A 20,267-nucleotide genomic window follows, 5' to 3' on the forward strand; every position below is an offset into this window, starting at 1 on the left:
CCAACCGCCGTGCCGTTGCTCTGCTCGCAATCGCGACGGGTCAGCCCGCCGCGGTGCGCGGTGCGCTGGCGCTGGTGGCCAGCTGCGGCCAGCGCTTCAGCACCGCGGCGCGGATGCCGGCGGCGTCGATGCCGGCTTCGGCCAGCAGTTGCTCGCGGCTGGCGTGGTGCTGGAACGCGTCGGGCAGGCCCAGGTGCAGCACCGGGCGCAGCACGCCTTCGGCGTTGAGCAGCTCGGCCACGCCGGAACCGGCACCGCCGGCCACCACGTTGTCCTCGATGGTCACGAAGCCTTCGTGGCTCTGCGCAAGCTCCAGCAGCAGGGCGCGGTCCAGCGGCTTGACGAAGCGCATGTTGACCACGCTCAGGCCCAGCTCGCGGCCGACCTGTTCGGCCGCCGCCAGGGTCGCGCCGAACGCCAGCAGCGCCACCGTGTGGCCCTGCGCGCGCACTTGCGCCTTGCCGATCGGCAGGGGTTCCAGCGTGGTCCCGGGGGCGATCCCGGGGCCGGTGCCGCGCGGGTAGCGCACGGCGGCCGGGCCGGCATGGCGCAGGCCGGTACTGAGCAGTTGCCGGCACTCGGCTTCGTCGGCCGGCGCCATCACCACCAGGTGCGGCACGCAGCGCAGGAAACTCAGGTCCAGGTTGCCGGCGTGGGTGGCGCCATCCGGGCCGACCACGCCGCCGCGGTCGATCGCGAACAGCACGTCGAGCTGCTGCACCGCCACGTCGTGCACCAACTGGTCGTAGCCGCGCTGCAGGAAGGTGGAATAGATCGCCACCACGGGCTTGGCGCCGTGCACGGCCATGCCCGCGGCCAGGGTCACCGCGTGCTGCTCGGCGATGGCCACGTCGAAGTAGCGCTGCGGGTATTCCTTGCTGAAGCGCACCAGGCCGGAGCCCTCGCGCATCGCCGGGGTGATCGCCAGTAGCGCCGGCTCGGCCGCGGCCATGTCGCAGATCCAGTCGCCGAACACGTCGGTGTAGGTCGGCGCCTTGGCGCCCGGCTTGGCCACCAGGCCCTTGCTCGGATCGAACGGGCCCACGGCGTGGTAGCCGATCTGGTCGCCCTCGGCCAGTTCGTAGCCCTTGCCCTTGGTGGTGATGACGTGCAGCAGCTGCGGACCCTTGAGGGTCTTGAGCGTCTTCAGCGCGCCGAGCAGCGCCGGCAGGTCGTGGCCGTCGATCGGGCCGGTGTAGTGGAAGCCCATTTCCTCGAACAGCGTGGACGGCACGAACATGCCCTTCCAGTGCTCTTCCCAGCGCCGCACGAAGCGTGCGGTGGGGTTGCTCTTCTTGTCGCCGAGGATCTTCTTGCCGCCCTCGCGGATGGCGTTGAGGGTCTTGCTGCCGCTCATCCGGCCCAGCATCTTGGTGACCCCGCCGACCGCCTCGGAGATCGACATGCGGTTGTCGTTGAGGATCACCAGCAGGTTCGGTTCCGGGTCCATGCCGCCAGCGTGGTTCAGCGCTTCGTAGGCCATACCCGCGGTCATCGCGCCGTCGCCGATCACCGCCACCACCTTGCGTTCGTCGCCCATGCGCTGCAGCGCCACCGCCATGCCCAGCGCGGCCGAGATCGAGGTGGAGGAATGGCCGACGCCGAAGGTGTCGTACTCGCTTTCCTCGCGCTTGGGGAACGGCGCCACGCCATCGGCCTGCTTGACCGTGTGGATGCGGTCGCGGCGCCCGGTGAGGATCTTGTGCGGATAGGTCTGGTGGCCGACGTCCCACACCAGTTGGTCGACCGGTGTGTCGTACAGGTAGTGCAGGGCGACGGTGAGTTCGATCACGCCCAGCCCGGCGCCGAAATGGCCGCCGCTCTTGCCGACGCACTCGATCAGAAAGGCGCGCAGTTCCTCGGCGATGGCCGGCAGCTCCGATTCATCGAAGCGACGCAGTTCGGCGGGGACCTGGATGCGCGAGAGGCGCGGATAGCGGGTGGGGTCGATCATCGGAATGGAGGTTCAGCGGACCTGTCATTTTCCTCTCCATTCCGGGCACGCGCAATCAACCCGTTCATCCGCGGGCGCGTGGATGGCCGGTTTCGGCCGGGGTGCGGCAATCCGTCGCAGCGGGCGTGACGGCGGCGTGAGGCCGCGCGGCTACAACGAGAGCTTCGAGCGCTTCGGCAACTGCGCCTTCAGGAACGACATCTGGTCGGCCAGGATATTGCGGTTGGACAGGATCAGATGCTCGATCCAGCTCGGCCGGTACGGCACTGCCAGCAGCGGCATCGACGCCTGCTGCGGGGTGCGGTTGCCCTTGCGCGAATTGCAGTGGAAGCACGCGGTGACCACGTTCTCCCAGATGTCGCGGCCGCCCTTGGACACCGGCAGCACATGATCGCGGGTCAGCTGCGGGCGGCTGAACTGCTGGCCGCAGTACAGGCACAGTTGCGCGTCACGGGCGAACAGCGCGGTGTTGGTCAGGGTCGGGGTGGGGTCGAGCGCACGCGCATGCGCGTGGCCGCGCGCGGCGATGATCGGGTGCAGCTCCAGCACGCTGCGCTCGCCGCTGGCGCGACAGATGCCACCGTGGATATGCAGGCACGGCTCGCCCAGGGTCCAGGCCACCGCGCCGCGTGCGTACAGGCAGGCGGCGTCCTGCCAGTTGATCCAGTCCAGCACGCGGCCATGCGCGTCCAGCGACAGCAGCCGGACCGAAGGCAGGTGGGAAGGGGACGCCGCAGGCGACGGGACCGCGGCCGAGGCGCCGCAGGCCCCGGTATCGATCAGACCAAGCGTTGTTGTGTCTGTCTCCATCGGGAAGACAGCTTATACCCGATTGGTGACGGTTTGTGTATCGGCCGCGGCGGGCCGTGCGGCCCAGGCACGGCGTGCATGCCGGGGCCGCGTCCCGACCTGGATGTGCGACTCAGAACTGCGCGTCGGCCAGCGTCATCAGCGGCGTGGCACCGCTGTCGATGGCCGCGGCGTGGGTCAGTGTGCGCGGCAGCAGGCGGGCGTAGTAGAAGCGCGCGGTCTCGCGCTTGGACTGCTTGAACGCCTCGCCATGCGCCGAGGCCTCGGCTGCGGCGACGCTGCGCGCCCACCAGTAGGCCAGCACCACGTAGCCGGAATAGAACACGTAGTCGTAGCTGGCCGCGCCCAGTTCCTCGGGATTGCTGGCGGCGCGCTGCAGGATGCGCTTGGTCAGCGCCGCCCACTCGGCGGCCTTCTCGCGCAGCGGGGCGATGAATTCGGCTACCGCCGGGCTGTCGGCGTGCTCGGCCAGGAAGGCCTCGATCTGCGCAAGGAACAGCTTCAGCCCCGCGCCCTGGCTGGACGCGGTCTTGCGCCCGATCAGGTCCAGCGCCTGGATGCCGGTGGTGCCTTCGTACAGGGTGGTGATGCGGGCGTCGCGCGCCAACTGCTCCATGCCGTGTTCGTGGATGTAGCCGTGGCCGCCGAAGCACTGCAGCGCGTGATAGGTGTTCTCCACCGCCCACTCGGTCTGGCAGGCCTTGGAGATCGGGGTGAGGAAGCTGACCAGCACGTCGGCCTGCTCGCGCTCGGCCGGGTCCTGTGCGCTGTGCGCGATGTCGATCAGGGTGGCGGCATGCAGCGCCAGCAGGCGACTGCCTTCGGTCAGCGCCTTCACCGTCAGCAGCATGCGGCGCACGTCCGGGTGCACCAGGATCGGGTCAGCCGGCTTCTCCGGCAGCTTGGCGCCGCTCAGCGAACGCGACTGCAGGCGCTCGCGGGCGTAATGCAGCGCGTTCTGGTAGGCGCGTTCGGACAGGCCGATGCCCTGCAGGCCCACTCCGAGGCGCGCAGTGTTCATCATGGTGAACATGGCCTGCAGGCCCTTGTGCGGCTGCCCGACCAGGTAGCCCTCGGCGCCATCGAAGTTCATCACGCAGGTGGCCGAGCCGTGGATGCCCATCTTGTGCTCCAGCGAGCCGCAGCGCAGCGCGTTGCGCTCGCCGACGCTGCCGTCGCGGGCGACCTTGAATTTCGGCACCACCAGCAGCGAGATGCCCTTGGCGCCGGCCGGCGCGTCCGGCAGCCGCGCCAGCACCAGGTGCACGATGTTGTCGGTGAAGTCGTGCTCGCCGGCGGTGATGAAGATCTTGGTGCCGCTGACCGACCAACTGCCGTCGGCGTTGGGTTCGGCGCGGGTCTTGAGCAGGCCCAGGTCGGTGCCGCAGTGCGGCTCGGTCAGGCACATGGTGCCGGTCCAGCGGCCATCCACCAGCGGCTTCAGGAACACCTCCTGCTGCCAGGCCTCGCCGTGCTGCTTGAGCGCTTCGACCGCGCCGTGCGACAGCAGCGGGAAGTTGCCCCAGGCCAGGTTGGCGGCGTTGACCATTTCGTTGAGCGGCACGCCGAGGGTGTGCGGCAGGCCCTGTCCGCCGAACTCGGCGGCGGCGGTCAGCCCGGTCCAGCCGCCCTCGGCGAACTGCCGGTAGGCCTCGCGGAAGCCGGGCGCGGTGGTCACCGCGCCGGTGGCCTTGTCCAGGGTGCAGCCGTGCTCGTCGCCGACCCGGTTCAGCGGCGCCAGCACGGTGCCGGTGAAGCGCGCCGCTTCCTCCAGCACCGCGTCGATCAGTTCGACATTGGCGTCGGCATGGCCGAGGCGGGCGAACAAGGCCTCCACCTGCAGCACGTCGTGCAGCGCGAAGCGGAGATCGGTCAACGGGGCTTGATAGGTGCTCATGCGATCGCTCGTGACGAGGGCCGCGGTGCGGCCGAGGCGTCCAGGATACTATGGCGTATGGAGTATGCGCAGCCGCGCCGAACCCGCCGCTGCGCGGCGCCGTTCAGTCGAGCAGGCCGTGGCGGACCGCGTAGCGCACCAGTTCGGCGGTATTGCGCATGCCCAGCTTGTTGAGCACGCGGAAGCGGTGGTTCTCGGCGGTCTTGACGCTGATCTGCAGCACCCGCGCGATCTCCTTGGTGGTGCGGCCCTCCACGATCAGGTGGAACACCTCGCGTTCGCGCGCGGTCAGGCTGCGGTAGGGATCGGGCGGCAGCGCCTGCGGCTGCTGCATCTGCGCCACCAGTGCCTGCGCGGCCTGCGGTGAGAAGTGGCCGCGGCCGGCGTGCAGGTTGCGCACCGCGGCGATCAGGTCGGCGCTGGCGCTGTCCTTGAGCAGATAGCCGGAGGCGCCGGCGCGCACCGCGTGCAGCACGTATTCGTGTTCCTCGTGCATGGTCAGCACCAGGATCCGCGCCAGCGGCACGGTTTCGCACAGCCGCCGGACCACGTCGATGCCGTTGAGCCGCGGCATCGAGATGTCCACGATCGCCACATCCGGGCTGGTCGCCTCGGCCTTGGCCAGCGCCTCGATGCCGTCGGCGGCCTGCGCCACCACCTGGATGCCGTCGATCGCGTCGAGCACGGCGACCAGGCTTTCGCGCACCAAGGTGTGGTCGTCGGCGATGAGGACCCGGATCGGCGCGCTCATGCCGGTGCGCTCCAAGCGCGCCGACAGGCGGGATGTCGCGGCGTGTGCAGCGTCGCGCGGGTGTCGGGGCGGGGCAGGGCGATCACGTTCAATCGGCCTCCAGCGGGACCCGGATCTGCACGCAGCAGCCCTCGCCAGGGGACGATTGCAGGCGCAGGCTGCCGCCGCTCAGGCGCAGGCGTTCGCGCAGGCCGCTCAGGCCGCTGCCGCCGGCCACCAGCGCCTGCTGCGGGTCGCAGCCGCGGCCGTCGTCGAGCACCTGCAGATGCGCCCAGCCGTCGCGGGCCACCAGCCGCAACAGCACCGACTGCGCAGCCGAGTGCTTCAGCGCATTGGTCAGCGCTTCCTGCGCGCTGCGGAACAGCAGGGTCTGCAGCGCTTCGTCCAGCGTCGGCAGCGGGCCGATCTCGACGCTGACCGGGGTGGCGCCGGCGGCGGACTGGCTGCGGCCGAGCCAGCCCAGCGCGGCTTCCAGTCCCAGGTCGTCGAGGATCGGCGGGCGCAGCAAGCGCGACATCTGCCGGGTGTCTTCCAGTGCCTGCGTACACAGCTGGATGGCGTCCTCCAGCGGCGCGCGCAACGCGGCGTCGCCCGCGCCGAGCGCCGCGCCCAGTTGCGCCAGCCGGTGCTTGAGCACGGTGAGGTTTTGGCCGACGCCGTCGTGCAGCTCGCGCGCCAGGCGCCGGCGTTCGTCCTCCTGCACCTTGACCACGGCGCGGCCGAGGCGGCGGAATTCGCGTTCGTTGGCTTCCAGCCGCTGCAGCAGCAGGCGGTAGCGTTCGGCGGCGGTCGTGGCGGCGTCGTTCATGGCGTGGTCTGTGCGCGCGCGACAGCGGAACCGTCGGTGGCCTGCGCCGCGGCGCGGCGGGCGCGTTGTGCGGCGGCGTGGTCGCCGAGCGCGTCCAGGCGCTGCGCGGCCTGCGTGTGCAGGGTGGCGGCGAACAACGGGCTGCCGCGCAGCAGCAGGGCCTGCGCCTGCGCATAGCGCGCCGCGACCTGGTCGGCCGCGCCGTAGCGCAGCGCCTGCTGCAGATAGCGCAGGCGCAGCCCGGCATTGCCCAGGCGGGCGACGTCGCCCTCCAGCGCGGCGAGCGCGGGTTCGTCGTGCGCCGCTTGTACCTGGACCTGCAGTTGCAGCAGGCGGGTGCCGCTGGCGCGTGCCAGCGCCTCGGCCTGGCGCAGCGCGGCGGCGGCCGCGGCGTCATCGCCGTCGCGTTCGGCCAGTTGCGCCTGCAGCAGCGCCGCACTCGCGCGCTGTTCGCTGGACACCGAGGCGGGCGCTTGCTGCTGCACCTGCTGCAGCGCCAGCCGCGCCTGCGCCGGGTCGTCCAACGCCAGCCACACCTGCGCGCGCAGCAAGGCGATGTCGGTCTGCCCGCGCTGGTCGCGGCTCTGCTGGAACAGCCGCTGCGCCTGGTCCAGTTCGGTCAGCGCCACCGCGCGCTGGCCTTGCCAGAACGCCAGTTCGGCCAGGTTGCGCCGGCTCACCGCCACTTCCTCGAGCATCTGGTGGCGCTCGGCCTCGCGCAACGCTTGGCTCAGCAGGGTCTGCGCCTGGGTCCAGTGGCCGCGTGCGGTGGCCAGCAGGCCGAGATTCTGCGCGGTGCGCACGCGGCCGGTGGCGTCGTTGAGGTCGGCATAGGCGCGCGCGGCCTGTTCCCAGAACGCCTGCGCGCTGTCCAGGTCGCCCAACTGGAAATGCGCGAAGCCGATGTTGTTGAGCGTCTCGGCGACGCCGTGCGCATCGCCGATCGCGCGCCAGGCGGTCAGCGCGCCGCGGAACGCCTGCAGCGCCTGCGGATAGTCGCCGCGCTCCTCGGCCAGCAGGCCGAGTTCGTTGGCGGCGGCGGCCTGACCGTCGCGGTCGCCGAGTTCGACGTACAGCGCCTGCGCCTGCTGCAGCTTTTGTTCGGCCTCGGCGAAGGCGCCGCCGATGCTCAGCGTGCCCGCCAGGTTGCGCAGGCTGGTGGCGACGCCACGGCGATTGCCGACCTGCCGGCGCAGCTCCACCGCGCGCAGGTACTGCGCCTGTGCCTGCTGGGCCAGGCCGAGCCGGCCGTAGCCCACGCCCAGTGCGTTCACCGTCTCCGCTTCGCCATAGAGGTCGCGGCCGCGGCGGAACAGCAGTTGCGCGCGCAGCAGGTCGTCGTCCACCGCGGTGGCGGCGTTGCCGCTGAGGATCGCCAGCTTGCCCAGCGCCAACCACAGCCGCGGGTCGTCGGGGTCGCGCTGCGCCAGCGCACGCAGGCGATCGCGTGCCGCGTCCAGGTGGCCGGCCTGCGCCTGGATGCGCGCGACCTGCAACTGCACCTCGCTGTCGTCGGGCCGGGCCGTGGCCAACGCCTGCCAGGCGCTGTCGGCAGCGGCGAGATCGTCTTCGGCTTCCAGGCGCAGCGCCGCCAGCAGGGCCAGGGTGCGCGGCCGCGCCGGCGCCGCAGGCGCGCGCGCATCCAGCGCCTCGCGCGCCTTCTGTTCTTCGCCGATGGCTTGCGCCGCGACCACCTCGGCCAGGCGCAACGGCGCGGACTGCGGCGCCTGCGCGCTGGCCTCGGCGAACTGCTGCAGTGCCTGCGCGCTGTCGTCGCGCTGCTGCGCTGCCAGGCCGCGCGCATACGCCTGCAGCGCGGCGGGCGCGGGCAGGTCGTCGGGCAGGGTGGCGCCTTCGCCGAGCAGCGCCCTGGACGCGATCGGCAACCAGGCGGCGTAGGCCGCGGCCGGATCGGCGGCGGTCGGTCCGTCGATGCGTTGCGGCGCGCCGCTGGTCGGGTGCAGCAGCGCCTGCAGGCGCCAGCCGGCGCCTTGGTGTTGCAGGCTCGGCTGCAGCACGCGCTGCGCCGAAGCGAGCCGGCGCAGCGCCGCCACGTCCAGCGGCGCCTGGCCGGTGGGGTCGTACTGGCGCAACGCCTGCCGGGTGCGCGCGTCATCGACCACGGTCAGCGTTTCGCCGAGGCTGCCGCGCAGCCAGCTGCCGAGCGCCAGGCGTTGCTCGGCGCTGCCCGGGTCGCCGGCCAGTGGCAGGACCAGCAGGCGCGGCAGCGGTTGCGCGGCGACCACCGGCGGCGGGGCGCTGGCGCGTTGCGCCTGCCACTGCCAGGCACCGACGCCAAGCAGGGCAACACCGGCGAGCGTCGCGGCCAGGCCCAGGCCGAGCCGGCGCCAGCGCCGGCGATCGCGCGGCAGTTGCCGGCGCTCGATCGCCACGATGACCTCGCCGGCGTGCTGCAAGCGGTCGCGCGGCTGCGGGCGCAGCAGCCGCAGCAGCAACCGCACCAGCCAGCCCGGCACGTCCGCGCGCAGCCGGTCCACCGGCGGCGGCTCGCGCAGCATGCGCTGGGCCAGGGTCTCGGACAGGGTGCCGCCGGCGAACGGCACCTGCCCGGCGAGCATTTCGTAGAGGATCAGGCCCAGCGCGTAGAGGTCGCTGCGCGGGTCGAGCGCGTCGCCGCGCGCCTGTTCCGGCGACAGGTAGGCGGGCGTGCCGATGACGTTGCCCAGGGTCGCGCCGAGACCGCTGCTGGCCATCGAGCAGGCCACGCCGAAGTCGCTGATCAGCGCATCGCCGCCACGCTGCAGCAGGATGTTGGCCGGCTTGAGGTCGCGGTGCACGACGCCGCGCGCATGCGCCGCCTGCAGGCCGCGGGCGATGTCGCCGGCGATGCGCAGGGCGGTGTCGACGTCCAGCCGTTCCTCGCGCTGCAGCCGCGCCTCCAGCGACTCGCCGTCCACGTAGTCCATGCTGATCAGCCAGCGCCCGGCGTGTTCGGCCAGGTCGTGGATGCGCACCACGTGCGGGCTGGACACCTGCCGCGCCAGCAGCAGTTCCTGGCGGAAGCGGGCGAACGCCTGCGGCCGCTGCGCCAGCTCCGGGCGCAGCAGCTTCACCGCCACGTCGATGCCCAGCGCCTGGTCGTGGGCCAGGTACACCAGGCCCATGCCGCCGATGCCGAGCAAACGCTCGATGCGGAAGCGGCCGGCCAGCACGTCGCCCGGGGTCAGGCTCTCCTGCGCGTAAAGGCCGGTGGCGGTGGCCGCATCGCTCATGCCGGCCCAGGCCCCTGTTCCGCGCCGGTGTCGCGCAGCGCCTGGCGGGCGGCGATCCACAGCGCGGCGCGCTCGCAGAAGGCCTCGAGCAACTGCATGTCCAGCGCGCCGATGGCGCTGCCGGCGCGGCGGCTGTCGGCATAGATCGCGCCGAGCACGCGGGTGCCGTCACGCAGCGGCAGGCACAGCAGGGTGCGCAGGCCGGCGGCGCAGACCGAGGCGCGCTCGGCCAGCCACGGCACGCCGCCGACGTCGTGGGCCACGGTGGCCTGGCCGTCGCGCAGGGCGCGGTGCAGGGCGCCCTCGCTGCCGGGGAGGCTGTGCTGCAGCGGCAGCGGCCCGATCCCGTGGCTGGCCGCGACGCGCTGGCCGTGCGAATCGGCCAGAACCAGCAGGCCGCGTTCGGCCTGGGCCAGTTCGACCACCGCGTCCAGGCTGGCGCCGAGCAGATCGTCGAGTCCGCCGATCTGGGCGAGCCCTTGGGTGAGGGCGGTGGCGCGATCGCAGCGGGCGCGCTGGCGGCGTTCGGCCAGGTCCGCATCGGCCGGGCTGAGCGGGGCGAACTCGGCGTAGATGTCGCCAAAGCGCAGCCAGGTCGCGGTCTCCAGCGCGATCGGCGCGGCCACCCGCACGCCATCGCGGTAGCTGCCGTTCTTGCTGCCCAGGTCGTGCAACTGCCAGTGGCCGTCGGCCTGCGGCTGCAGTTGCGCGTGCCAGCGCGACACCGAGGGGTGTTCCAGCGCCAGCGCGTTGTCGGCCGCGCGGCCGATCGCCAGGGTCTGCCCGGCGGCGAGCAGCAGCGTCGGTGCCGGCGCGTCGGGCAGGTAGGCAGTCAGGCGCGCGGGCATCGCGGCGTGTCCTCCGTCGCGGTGGGTGCGACCGGTCCCGCAGCGCTCAAGGCGCGTAGAGACGTTGGTAGTCGATGGAGAAGCGCAGCGTCGCGGCGCCGGCCAGCAGTTCGCCGGCGGGGTTGCCTGCGCTCATGCCGGCGTTCCAGGTTTGCGCGATGCCATGGCCGGCGCGCGACGATACCTGCTCGCGGAACCCGTCCAGCGCGACCGTAGCAGCGGTGTAGTCGGCATTGGCCAGGGCGCTCTGTACGCTGTTCAGCATCGCGGCCAGCGGCGCTGCCTCACTGGCGGGCAACTGCGCCACCAGCGCCTGCAGCCGGCTCAGCTTGGCGGCCACCACGTTGGCGGTCGGGCGCAGGTCGTGGAGCACGATGAACTGCGAGAAGCCGCCGGTGGTGCCGCGGGCGCGGACGCTGCCGGGGGCAATCTCGTCGGTGATGTCGCGGAAATCGCCGCCCTCCGGGGCCTTGAACAGGCGCAGGGTGCTGTCGGCGGTATAGGCCAGCGCATGGGTGTGCAGCTCCACATGCACGACGCGCCGGAACGTCAGGCCGCCGCTCGGTGGCGGTGTCACCGTGATCAGCAGCGGCAACTGCGACGGCACCTGGCCGGTTTGCGTGCTGGGCAGCCGCGGCAGCAAGGCCGTGACCTGGGCCGGGGTCAGCAGTTCTGCGCTCAGACCGAGGTTGGCCGGGCTGAGGCCGCTGGCGTTGTCGAACTCCAGCGTCAGTTCCGCGAGCGGGTGCGGGCCGGCGCCGATTGCCGCCGTCGCCACATTGCCGCTCACGTCCACCTGCACCGGCAGCGGTTGCGCGGCGAGCCCGCCGCACGCCGCGACGGCGCAGAACAGCAGGCAAACCCTTGCGAACATCGTGTGCATCTGAAACCCCCTGTTGCATGTGCCGGCACTGCGCACCGCGCCTGCGTTCCGCCCGGCACCGCGGCGCGCGGCAGCGGCCTTCGTCCCGATCATACCGATCCGTACGGGCGATGCACGCGGCCCTGGGTGTTTCCACCCACGTGCAGTAGGGGCGATCCCGGATAGGCGCCACCGCGCGGCCGCGTCAGGCTGCAGTCACCCGCCCGTCCCGGGCCCACCAACCGGAGATTCCAGATGCCCATCCGTCGTCCCGCACTCGCCATCGGCATTTGCGCCGTGCTCGCCAGTGGCGTCTTCGCTGGCGGCAAGGCCGAAGCCGCCGCGCATCTGGACAGCCTGCTGGAGTCCAAGCTGGCCAGCACGCCGCTGACCGACGAGTTGCAGATCGTCATCACCTACAAGCAGTCCAAGCCGGTTTCGGCGGCGCAGCTGACCGTGTTGCACGACCTGGGCATCACCCGCGGTGTCAGCATGCAGACCCTGCCGATCGCCGGTGCGCTGGCCACGCCGGAGGAGATCCTGGCGCTGGCCGAGCGCGACGACGTCGCTTCGATCTACTACAACGCGCCGCTGCGCTACTTCAACCAGGACGCGCGCCAGGCCACCGGGGTCGACCGCGCGCAGAGCAATCCGGGCGACTTCGGCCGCACCGTGCCGTACACCGGCCGCGGCGTCGGCGTGCTGATCAACGATTCGGGCATCGATGCCACCCACCGCGACCTGGCCTATGGCGACCGCGTGGTGCAGAACGTGCTGGCCAACACCAATCTGCACAATCTGAACTCGATGCTGCCGGTCACCTACCTGGAGGGCGTGCCGAACACCGACGCCGGTTCCGGCCATGGCACCCACTGCGCCGGCACGGTCGGCGGCAGCGGCGCGCAGTCCGGCGGCAAGTACCGCGGCGTGGCGACCGGCGCCAGCCTGGTCGGCTACGGCTCCAGCGGTGTGCTGCTGGTGCTGGATGCGGTGGGCGGCCTGGACTACGCGGCCTCGCACCAGAACAGCTTCAAGGATCCGATCCGCGTCGTCAGCAACTCCTGGGGTACCTCCGGCAAGTTCGACCCGGCCGACCCGGTCAACGTCGCCACCTACGAGCTGTACAAGCGCGGCATCGTCAGCGTGTTCGCCGCCGGCAACGACGGTCCCAAGGAGGACACCCACAACCCGTATGCGCAGGCGCCGTGGGTGATCTCGGTCGCCGCCGGCAATGTCGACGGCACGCTGGCCGACTTCTCCTCGCGCGGCAAGGCCGGCGAGCGCGATACCTTCACCACCGCCGACGGCAAGAGCTGGACCCACATCAACCAGCCCAGCATCACCGCGCCGGGCGTGGACATCATCTCCACCCGCGCCTCCACCGGCCTGTTGCCGCCGCTGGCCGCGCAGAAGGACGAAAAGCTGATCGCGCCGGCGCAGCTGCCGTTCTACACCACCATGAGCGGCACCTCGATGGCCACGCCGCACGTGGCGGGTGTGGTGGCGCTGGTGCTGGAGGCCAATCCGAACCTGACCCCGGACCAGGTCAAGGACCTGATCGAGCGCACCGCCACACCGATGGCGGGACGTGCGTCCTGGGAAGTGGGCGCCGGCTATCTCAACGCTTACTCGGCGTTGCGCGAAGCCAGCAAGAAGTGACCGGATCGGGCGGACGCCAGCGTCCGCCCGATCCGCTGCAAGCGCAGTCGACCGCCGTGTCGGTGCTTGCGATGCAGTCCTGAGGCCGCCGTTCTTCGACCAAATGAAGCGCCGTCCGATCGACTGATGTCGTTGACGTTTTCGCGGTTGCCTTCGATCACGCTGTCGCCGTTCGGCGGCGTGGTCGGCAGCCACCGCGATCCCCCGTGCTGGACGTGCGGGGTTCCACCGCTCCCCGGAATGGCGTCCGGGAATCGGAATGGGCCCCGCACGTCCCGCATTCCTTTCGGCCGCACCGCGCGCCGATGCGCCGGATCGGGCACGCCGCTCCCGCCCCCTGTTTTTGCCGCATGTCGGCGCCCTCTGCCTGCAATGCACTCTGTTGCCGTTCCAGCCGCGGTGTTCGCTGGGTCGGGTGGCATGCCCCGGCGTGTGGCTCGCCGTGCAGTGCCGACTGCCGCGAGCGGCGACAGGGGAGCGCACCCTCCAATCCCGTGGTAGTTGCATGCGCCGCGGCTGAGTGTTTCCACCCGGCCGGCCTGGGTGCGATACCGGATTGGCCGCGCATCGGCGCGCCCGGCACGCTGCGGTGGCCGCCCGCTACGGGCTTCGACGATCCGGAGATTCCGCAATGTCCATTCGCCGTCCCGTTCTTGCCGTCGGTATCTGCGCCGTCCTCGCCGGCGGTGTGTTCGCCGGCGGCGACGCCCTGGCCGCCGCCCATCTCGACCAAGTACTGGAAGCCAAGCTCGCCGCTGCGCCGGCCGGCGACGCACTGCAGATCGTGATCACCTACGATCAGTCCGGGCCGGTCTCGGCCTCGCAACTCACCGCGCTGCATGCGCTGGGCATCACCCGTGGGATCACCATGCGCACGCTGCCGATCGCTGGCGCGCTGGCCACGCCTGCCGAGATCCGCGCGCTGGCGCAGCGCGACGACGTCGCCTCGATCTACTACAACGCACCGCTGCGCTATTTCAACAAGGAAGCCCGCGAGCTGACCGGCGTGGACCGCGCGCAGCGCAATCCCGGCGATTTCGGCCGCGCGCTGCCCTACAGTGGCCGCGGTGTCGGGGTGATGATCAACGACTCCGGCATCGATGCCACCCATCGCGATCTCGCCTACGGCACCCGCGTCGTGCAGAACGTGCTGGGCACCACCAACCTGGCCAACGTCGATGCGATGCTGCCGATCACCTATGCAGAGCGCGTGCCCAATACCGACCTCGGCTCCGGCCATGGCACGCACTGCGCCGGCACGGTCGGCGGCACCGGCGCGCAGTCCAACGGCGCCTATCGCGGCGTGGCGACCGGCGCCAGTCTGGTCGGCTACGGATCCGGTGCGGTGCTGCTGATCCTGGACGCGGTCGGCGGTCTGGATTATGCGGCCACGCATCAGTTCAGTTTCAAGGATCCGATCCGCGTCACCAGCAATTCCTGGGGCTCCTCCGGCAAGTTCGATCCGCAGAATCCGGTCAACGTCGCCACCTACGAGCTGTACAAGCGCGGCATCGTCAGCGTGTTCGCCGCCGGCAACGACGGCCCCAACGAGGACACCCACAATCCGTACGCGCAGGCGCCGTGGGTGATCTCGGTGGCCGCGGGCGAGAAGGATGGCACGCTGGCCGACTTCTCCTCGCGCGGCAAGCGCGGCGAGAGCGGCAGCTTCACCATGGCCGACGGCAAGACCTGGACCTATCTCAACGAGCCGACGATCACCGCGCCCGGCGTGGACATCGTCTCCACCCGCGATTCCACCGGCGCGTTGCCGCCGCTGGCCGCGGACAAGGACAGCAAGCTGATCGCCCCGGCGCAACTGCCGTTCTACACCACCATGAGCGGTACCTCGATGGCCACCCCGCACGTGGCCGGCATCGTCGCGCTGCTGCTGGAGGCCAATCCGGACCTGACCCCGGACCAGGTCAAGGACCTGCTCGAACGCACCGCCACCAACATCCCCGGGCGCACGTACTGGGAGGCTGGCGCGGGCTACGTGAATGCCTATGCCGCGCTGTTGGAAGCCAGCAAGCAGCGCAGCGGCTTCGGCAAGACGGTCAATTCCCTGCATCAGTTCTACAGCAATGCGCTGGTGCTGCCCGGCGGCAGCCGGCCGTTCGAGGTGGCGTTCTCGCCGGTGGGCACGCCGCAGACCCAGTCGTTCACCGTCGGCAAGGACGTCGCCTGGGTCAGCGCTAAGGCCACCATCGACGCCAACACCCAGGCATTGGTGCTGACCGATCCAGACGGCGTCAGCCATGGCTCGCCGGTGGCGTTGCCGTTGCTGGGCAGCACGGTCAGTGTCGGTGCGCCGGGCAAGCCGGGCACCTGGACCATCAGTGTGCGCGGCATCGGTTCGATCAGCGGCGTGCCGGTGGCGCCCAAGGGCAGCAACGGCATCGCGGCCCCGGGCACGGTGCGCGGCACCCTGGATTTCCTGCGCAGCGGCGGCTACACCGGCCTCAACGACGTCGCCAGCGGCGACCGCGATCGCGGCGCGGTGGAGTACGCGGTCGGCAACCGCCTGATGGACGGTTACGCCGATGGCTTGTTCCGCCCGCAGAATCCGCTCAAGCGCGCGGAGTTGGCGCGCTATCTGGTGATGGGTGCCGGCGTGCGCCAGGCGCTGCCGGCCACGCCCAGCTTCAGCGGGCTCGGCCGCAACGACCCGGCCTATCCGTTCGCCGAGGCGGCAGTGGGCAAGGGCGGGGTGCTGCGCGACCTGCAGCAGAACCAGGCCGCGGTGATGGGGCTGGTCGCCGGCGATTTCCGTCCCAACGACGCCGTCAGCAAGCTGCAGCTGGCGTATTCGCTGGTGCAGGCACTGGGCCTGCAGACGCAGGCGCTGGCCTTCGACGGCACGCTGTCGGTGAGCTACAACAACCAGCGCCTGCCGATCGAGGACGTGGCGGCGATTCCGAGCAACCTGCGCGGCTACGTGCAGCTGGCGCTGGATGCCGGCATCCTCAATGCGCGCTTCGCGGTGACCCAGGGGCCGCAGGACCTGCAGCCGACCCTGCATGCCTACTTCGATCCGGGCAGCACGGTGTCGCGTAGCGGCTATGCGGTGATCGCCGGGCGCTTCCTCGGCGTCAACCGGCAGGCCAAGGACTGAGGACTGCGGTGACCGCTGCGACAGCATGCGCGCAGGTGCAAGGCCTGCGCCGTGCTGGTTTCCTGCGGTAGGCGTCTGCTGCCGCTACGAGCGCGCCACTGGCAACCCGTTGTTGCCGCGGCTCGGCGGGATCTGTCCTTGCAATGTGTGGGAGCGGCTTCAGCCGCGACGCGGTGTAGCAGGAATGCGCGTCGCGGCTGAAGCCGCTCCTGCAAATGACGTTTCGTCGTTGTTGGAGCTGCCCCGAAAACCGCTCCTACACGTGAGCCCGCCTGATCGCTGGAGGCCCCATAGGCGCGGCATCAGTTTTCCCGCGGATGCACGCTGACCGTGGCGGTCATGCCCGCAGCGAGCAGGGTGCCCTGCGGCACGCTGGCCGGATCGATGCGGATGCGCACCGGCACGCGCTGCGCCAGGCGGATCCAGTTGAAGGTGGGGCTGACGTTGGCCAGCAGCGAGGTGCCGGTCGGATTGTCGCTGTCGGCGATGCCGCGGGCGATGCCCTCGACCTGGCCGTGCAGCATCAGCCCGCCGCTCATCAGGCGGATGTCGGCGCGGTCGCCGACGTGGACCCGCGGCAGCTTGGTTTCCTCGAAATAGCCGTAGACCCACATCGCATCGTCGCGGACCAGCGCCAGGCGTGCACTGCCGGCCTGGGCGTAGTCGCCGACGCGCACTTCCAGATTGGTGATGTAGCCGTCGGCGGTGGCGCGGACCTGGGTGCGCTGCAGATCCAGCTCGGCCAGGTCGAGCGCGGCCTGCGCCTGTTCCACCGATGCCACCGCCTGCGCCTGCGCCGCGGTGGCCTGGCCGCGCAGCGCCGCGCTGCGGTGCACGTCGGCCTGCGCCGAACGCGCGGTGGCTTCGGCGTCCGAGCGCGCTTCGGCGGAGATCACCGCGGCGGCACGCGCGCGCCGTTCGGCCTGGGCGCGGCGCATCTGGAATTCCGCTTCGCTGGCCGCCTGGGTGGCGGCCGCCGCCGACAGGCTGGCGCCGGCCGCACGCGCCTGCGCCTGCGCGACCGCAAGGTTGGCGCGGGCCTTTTCCAGGGCCAGCTCGTAGCGCTTGCGGTCCACGCTGAACAACAGGTCGCCGCGTTTGACATGCTGGTTGTCGCGCACGGCGACCGCATCGACCAGGCCGGACACGTCCGGCGCGATCCGCACCACTTCCGCGCGCACGCGGCCGTCGCGGGTCCAGGGCGAGAGCATGTAATGGCGCCACAGCGCATGCGCCAGCAGGGCGGCGACCAGCACCACGATGGCGGTCAGGGCGAAACGGATCAGGGCAGGGGTCTTCATGGCGGGACTCACGGAAGAAGGAGCAGGCCGAGCGCGGCGAAGGCGCCGACGTAGACGGCCAGACGGAACAGGGAGGGATGCCAGGCGTAGCGGTACAGGCCGGCGCGGCCGGCGACCGCGTCCAGCGCCCAGGCCACCAGCAGCAGGGCCAGGCCCAGCACCAGCAGGCCGGGCACGTATACCCCGGCGATCGAGAGTTCAGCGGGCAGCAGCATCGTCGGCTCCTGGGGTGGCGGTGGTCGGCGCAGGCGTATCGGCCAGCGCGGCGAGAACGGAATCGGCGTCGAGCAGCGCGCCGCGCAGCAGCAACAAGTGCTCGCGGGTGGGCTTCCAGCGCAGCGGTACCGCGCCTTCCACCTGGCTGGCGGCCAGCGCTGCCTCCACCCGCTGCAACGCGTGTCGGTGCCGTTGCGGGCTGGGATCGAGATACAGGTCGGCCAGCGCCTGCACGGCGGCCTCCACCGCGGTGGCCAGGGCCGGCGGCAGCGTGCCTGCGGCCGCATCGCGGCGCAGTTCGACCAGGGTGCGCCCGGTTTCATGCACCGACAGCGCCCAGCCGAGCAGGTCGCGCAGTTCGTCGCTGCCCGGCGGGGTGTGCGCGACGATCTGCTGGAACAGGTCGCGGTTGACGCTCTCCAGTTGCAGCGCCAGCCCCGGCAGCGGCGCACGCGCGGCCAGCGTGGTCTGCCGCCGCAGCCGCTCCAGCAGGCGCCGGCGCTGCCAGCGGGTGCCGATCACCGGCGGCACGAATACGAACGTCGCGCTCACCGCCAGCGTCCCCAGCAGCAGCGGCACCACGCTGTTGAAGGTGGCCGCGGCGTTGAAGCTTGGCGTCGGCTGGACCGCCAGGATCGAAACGAAGGCCAGGTTGGCGCCGGTGGCGAAGCCGTACAGCGCCGGTTTCGAGGCCAGGTACAGGGTCACCAGCAGGAACGGCAGGGTGCCGGCGACGAACAGCACATAGCCGTCCATCTGCGGCAGCACCAGCAACTGGCACACCACGCCGAGCACGATGCCGAACACGAACCCCTTGAACAGCGAGCGCGCGGCAGCGGGCGCGTTGGCGCTGGACGACAGGATCGCGCTCAGCGCCACCGCCTGGAACACCGCGGTGGCGCCGCTGATCCAGCCGGCCTGGATCCACAGCCAGCACATCGTCGCCACCAGCAACGCGCTGCGCAGCGCGGTCAGTGCGGCCGCGGCGTAGTCGTTGCCGCGCACGAACACCGCGGTGTCGCCGCGGTCCTGCGGCGTGCGCCACTGCTGCGGCGCGACCAGGGTCGCCTCGGTGGCCACGTAGTCGTGCAGGTCGGCGAAGAACCGTTGCAGCAGCGACACGCCGGTGTCGAATCCCTCGTGCCGTGCCGCCGGCAGGGCCGCACGCGCTTCGGCCGCACGCGTCGCCAGCGCATCGCGGCACGCCGCCAGCTTGCGCGCGGTCGCGGCCGCGCCCTCGCGTCCGCCGCGGTCGCTGAGTGCGGCCTTCAGCGGCCGATACAGGCCGATCAGCGCCTCGGCCACCTCCGTATCGCCGCTGCGCAGCAGCCGATTGATGTAGTGGTGCAGCGCCTGGAAGCTGGTCGACACCGCCATGAAGCGCTGGTTGAGCAGGCGCAGGCGGCCGCTGCGCACCCGTGCCTCCGGATCCTCGAACACCACCGAACTGCGCAGGTCCTCGATGGTCACCGCGTCGCGCACGAAGCGCAGGTGCGCCTGCTCCATCGCCTCGCGCGGCAACTGGCCGCCGGTGGCGTCGCGGACGAAGTCCAGGAAGCCGTCGGACGCGCGGCGCACGGTGTCGCGCAGGGTCTGGCGCAGCCGGCTGGGAAACACCACGTCGCTGACGATGCCGGTCACCAGCAGGCCCAGCACCACCTCGGTCACCCGCGCCACCACCAGGTTGAACACGTTCTGCGGCTGGTTCACCGCCGGCAGCGCGATCAGCGCCACCGTGTAGCCGGACAGCACGAAGGCATACGCCTTGAAGTTGCGGTACAGCAGCGCGCCGCCGGTGCAGGCGCCGATCCACAGCGATAGCGCCAGCACGAACAGCACCGGCTCCTGCGGGAACAGCGCCACCATCGTCAGCGCCGCGACGCTGCCGATCAGCGTGCCCAGCACCCGGTAGAAGCCCTTGGCGAAGACCATGCCGGTCTGCCGGTGCATCACCACCACCACGGTGATCATCGCGGTCATCGGCGAGGCCAGGTCCAGACGCAGGGCGATCCAGCCGGCCAGATAGATCGACAGCAGCGTGCGCAGCACGAACAGCCAGGCCTCGCCTTCGCCGCGCAGGGCGTCGGCCAGCAGGGTGCGCAGGCCTGGCGCTGCCTCGGCAGCGGCGGCGGCGTTGGGGTGTTGTGCGCTCATGCGGCGTCCTCGACCCCGCGCAGCAGGGTCTTCAGCAGCGCCTGCAACTGCACCAGCGCCGCCGGATCCAGATGCTGCACATACGTGTCGAGCTGGGCGGAGAGGTCGGGGATCAGCGCCTCGATCAGGCGCTCGCCGGCCTCAGTCAGCCGCAGCAGCAGCATGCGCCGGTCCTCGGCACTGGGCATGCGCTGGATCAGGCCCTTGTCGACCAACTGACTGGTCAGGCGGGTGATGTTGGCCGACTTCTCGCCCGCCGCGTCGCTCAGCTGGGACGGGTTCAAGGTTCCGTCGGGACTGGCGTCGATCATCATCAGCACGTTGTATTCGGCGTAGCTCAGACCATAGGGCCGCAACACCTCGTTGCTCTGGTCCAGGCTGAGCTTGTGCAGCAGCTTGATCAGCCGCAGGACCAGCGCGGCTTGCCGCGGGAAGTGCGGATGCTTGCGGGCGGTCACGTCCAGGCGCTGCTCGGTGGCGGCGAAGCGGCTCATGCGCGGCTCGATGATTTGTACATGTGTAAATAATACATTTATGTATTAATTTTGCGGTAACGCCGGCTGAACGCGGCCCGCTGGAGGAGGTGTGCCTCAGGAAAAGCGCACGAACAGGTCTGCGCCGAGGGCACCGTGCGTTAGCGTGCCGCGCGGCAGGTCGAGGCA

General features: G+C 71.1%; 14 protein-coding genes. 2 read left to right on the forward strand and 12 right to left on the reverse strand.

The annotated features are described in order from the left end of the window. Positions 1-40 precede the first annotated feature (40 nt). The 8 genes from dxs to SLW52_RS11820 all read right to left on the reverse strand — a co-directional run bounded on the left by dxs (position 41) and on the right by SLW52_RS11820 (position 11,184). Positions 41-1,954 (reverse strand): 1-deoxy-D-xylulose-5-phosphate synthase, encoded by a 1,914-nt coding sequence (gene dxs, locus SLW52_RS11785; protein ID WP_267098387.1) that lies wholly within the window; start codon positions 1,952-1,954, stop codon positions 41-43. 150 nt (positions 1,955-2,104) lie between these two features. Then, positions 2,105-2,764: an HNH endonuclease gene (locus SLW52_RS11790; protein WP_026143548.1), complete on the reverse strand. Its 660-nt coding sequence runs from the start codon at positions 2,762-2,764 to the stop codon at positions 2,105-2,107. 112 nt (positions 2,765-2,876) lie between these two features. Beyond that, the gene (locus SLW52_RS11795) at positions 2,877-4,661 is read right to left on the reverse strand and encodes an acyl-CoA dehydrogenase C-terminal domain-containing protein (RefSeq protein ID WP_320740496.1); all 1,785 of its coding nucleotides are present in this window, start codon (positions 4,659-4,661) and stop codon (positions 2,877-2,879) included. Between the two features lie 103 nt (positions 4,662-4,764). Then, on the reverse strand, positions 4,765-5,412 hold the full coding sequence (locus SLW52_RS11800) for a response regulator transcription factor (RefSeq protein WP_017911263.1): 648 nt from the start codon (positions 5,410-5,412) through the stop codon (positions 4,765-4,767). An 88-nt stretch (positions 5,413-5,500) separates the two neighbouring features. Next, positions 5,501-6,220, reverse strand: a complete 720-nt coding sequence (locus tag SLW52_RS11805) for a sensor histidine kinase (RefSeq protein WP_267122363.1) — start codon at positions 6,218-6,220, stop codon at positions 5,501-5,503. Next, on the reverse strand, positions 6,217-9,453 hold the full coding sequence (locus SLW52_RS11810; protein ID WP_320740495.1) for a protein kinase: 3,237 nt from the start codon (positions 9,451-9,453) through the stop codon (positions 6,217-6,219). Before SLW52_RS11810 ends, SLW52_RS11805 begins: the two co-directional genes overlap by 4 nt. Next, the gene (locus SLW52_RS11815) at positions 9,450-10,301 is read right to left on the reverse strand and encodes an FHA domain-containing protein (protein ID WP_267099244.1); all 852 of its coding nucleotides are present in this window, start codon (positions 10,299-10,301) and stop codon (positions 9,450-9,452) included. The genes SLW52_RS11810 and SLW52_RS11815 overlap by 4 nt, the downstream gene beginning before the upstream one ends. Before the next feature lie 46 nt (positions 10,302-10,347). After that, on the reverse strand, positions 10,348-11,184 hold the full coding sequence (locus SLW52_RS11820) for a DUF6689 family protein (protein WP_150411078.1): 837 nt from the start codon (positions 11,182-11,184) through the stop codon (positions 10,348-10,350). Positions 11,185-11,418: 234 nt separating this feature from the next. Here SLW52_RS11820 and SLW52_RS11825 point away from each other — a divergent pair, with 234 nt between their 5' ends. Together SLW52_RS11825 and SLW52_RS11830 are read left to right on the forward strand one after the other, a co-directional pair. Continuing rightward, entirely contained in the window at positions 11,419-12,822 is a 1,404-nt protein-coding gene (locus tag SLW52_RS11825; RefSeq protein ID WP_017912698.1) for a S8 family serine peptidase, read from the forward strand. 631 nt (positions 12,823-13,453) lie between these two features. Further along, positions 13,454-15,934: a S8 family serine peptidase gene (locus SLW52_RS11830; RefSeq protein ID WP_320740494.1), complete on the forward strand. Its 2,481-nt coding sequence runs from the start codon at positions 13,454-13,456 to the stop codon at positions 15,932-15,934. A gap of 302 nt (positions 15,935-16,236) precedes the next feature. Here SLW52_RS11830 and SLW52_RS11835 read toward each other — a convergent pair whose 3' ends face one another. Genes SLW52_RS11835 through SLW52_RS11850 form a run of 4 tightly spaced genes read right to left on the reverse strand, consistent with a single transcriptional unit; the run spans position 16,237 to position 20,099 of the window. After that, the gene (locus tag SLW52_RS11835) at positions 16,237-17,235 is read right to left on the reverse strand and encodes an HlyD family secretion protein (RefSeq protein WP_267106918.1); all 999 of its coding nucleotides are present in this window, start codon (positions 17,233-17,235) and stop codon (positions 16,237-16,239) included. Positions 17,236-17,243: 8 nt separating this feature from the next. Then, the gene (locus tag SLW52_RS11840) at positions 17,244-17,450 is read right to left on the reverse strand and encodes a DUF1656 domain-containing protein (protein WP_017909051.1); all 207 of its coding nucleotides are present in this window, start codon (positions 17,448-17,450) and stop codon (positions 17,244-17,246) included. Beyond that, positions 17,434-19,605 carry an FUSC family protein gene (locus SLW52_RS11845; RefSeq protein WP_295846376.1) on the reverse strand — a complete coding sequence of 724 codons (2,172 nt, stop codon included), beginning with the start codon at positions 19,603-19,605 and terminating at the stop codon, positions 17,434-17,436. Before SLW52_RS11845 ends, SLW52_RS11840 begins: the two co-directional genes overlap by 17 nt. Continuing rightward, positions 19,602-20,099 carry a MarR family transcriptional regulator gene (locus SLW52_RS11850; RefSeq protein WP_320740493.1) on the reverse strand — a complete coding sequence of 166 codons (498 nt, stop codon included), beginning with the start codon at positions 20,097-20,099 and terminating at the stop codon, positions 19,602-19,604. The genes SLW52_RS11845 and SLW52_RS11850 overlap by 4 nt, the downstream gene beginning before the upstream one ends. Positions 20,100-20,267 lie beyond the last annotated feature (168 nt).

It is taken from the genome of Xanthomonas sp. LF02-5, assembly GCF_034105325.1.
Classification (GTDB): domain Bacteria; phylum Pseudomonadota; class Gammaproteobacteria; order Xanthomonadales; family Xanthomonadaceae; genus Xanthomonas_A; species Xanthomonas_A sontii.

Bases quoted from the DNA above. Each gene is read 5' to 3' on its own strand.
- dxs (WP_267098387.1), bottom strand. From the start codon at position 1,954: ATGATCGACCCCACCCGCTATCCGCGCCTCTCGCGCATCCAGGTCCCC.
- SLW52_RS11790 (WP_026143548.1), bottom strand. From the start codon at position 2,764: ATGGAGACAGACACAACAACGCTTGGTCTGATCGATACCGGGGCCTGC.
- SLW52_RS11795 (WP_320740496.1), bottom strand. From the start codon at position 4,661: ATGAGCACCTATCAAGCCCCGTTGACCGATCTCCGCTTCGCGCTGCAC.
- SLW52_RS11800 (WP_017911263.1), bottom strand. From the start codon at position 5,412: ATGAGCGCGCCGATCCGGGTCCTCATCGCCGACGACCACACCTTGGTG.
- SLW52_RS11805 (WP_267122363.1), bottom strand. From the start codon at position 6,220: ATGAACGACGCCGCCACGACCGCCGCCGAACGCTACCGCCTGCTGCTG.
- SLW52_RS11810 (WP_320740495.1), bottom strand. From the start codon at position 9,453: ATGAGCGATGCGGCCACCGCCACCGGCCTTTACGCGCAGGAGAGCCTG.
- SLW52_RS11815 (WP_267099244.1), bottom strand. From the start codon at position 10,301: ATGCCCGCGCGCCTGACTGCCTACCTGCCCGACGCGCCGGCACCGACG.
- SLW52_RS11820 (WP_150411078.1), bottom strand. From the start codon at position 11,184: ATGCACACGATGTTCGCAAGGGTTTGCCTGCTGTTCTGCGCCGTCGCG.
- SLW52_RS11825 (WP_017912698.1), top strand. From the start codon at position 11,419: ATGCCCATCCGTCGTCCCGCACTCGCCATCGGCATTTGCGCCGTGCTC.
- SLW52_RS11830 (WP_320740494.1), top strand. From the start codon at position 13,454: ATGTCCATTCGCCGTCCCGTTCTTGCCGTCGGTATCTGCGCCGTCCTC.
- SLW52_RS11835 (WP_267106918.1), bottom strand. From the start codon at position 17,235: ATGAAGACCCCTGCCCTGATCCGTTTCGCCCTGACCGCCATCGTGGTG.
- SLW52_RS11840 (WP_017909051.1), bottom strand. From the start codon at position 17,450: ATGCTGCTGCCCGCTGAACTCTCGATCGCCGGGGTATACGTGCCCGGC.
- SLW52_RS11845 (WP_295846376.1), bottom strand. From the start codon at position 19,605: ATGAGCGCACAACACCCCAACGCCGCCGCCGCTGCCGAGGCAGCGCCA.
- SLW52_RS11850 (WP_320740493.1), bottom strand. From the start codon at position 20,099: ATGAGCCGCTTCGCCGCCACCGAGCAGCGCCTGGACGTGACCGCCCGC.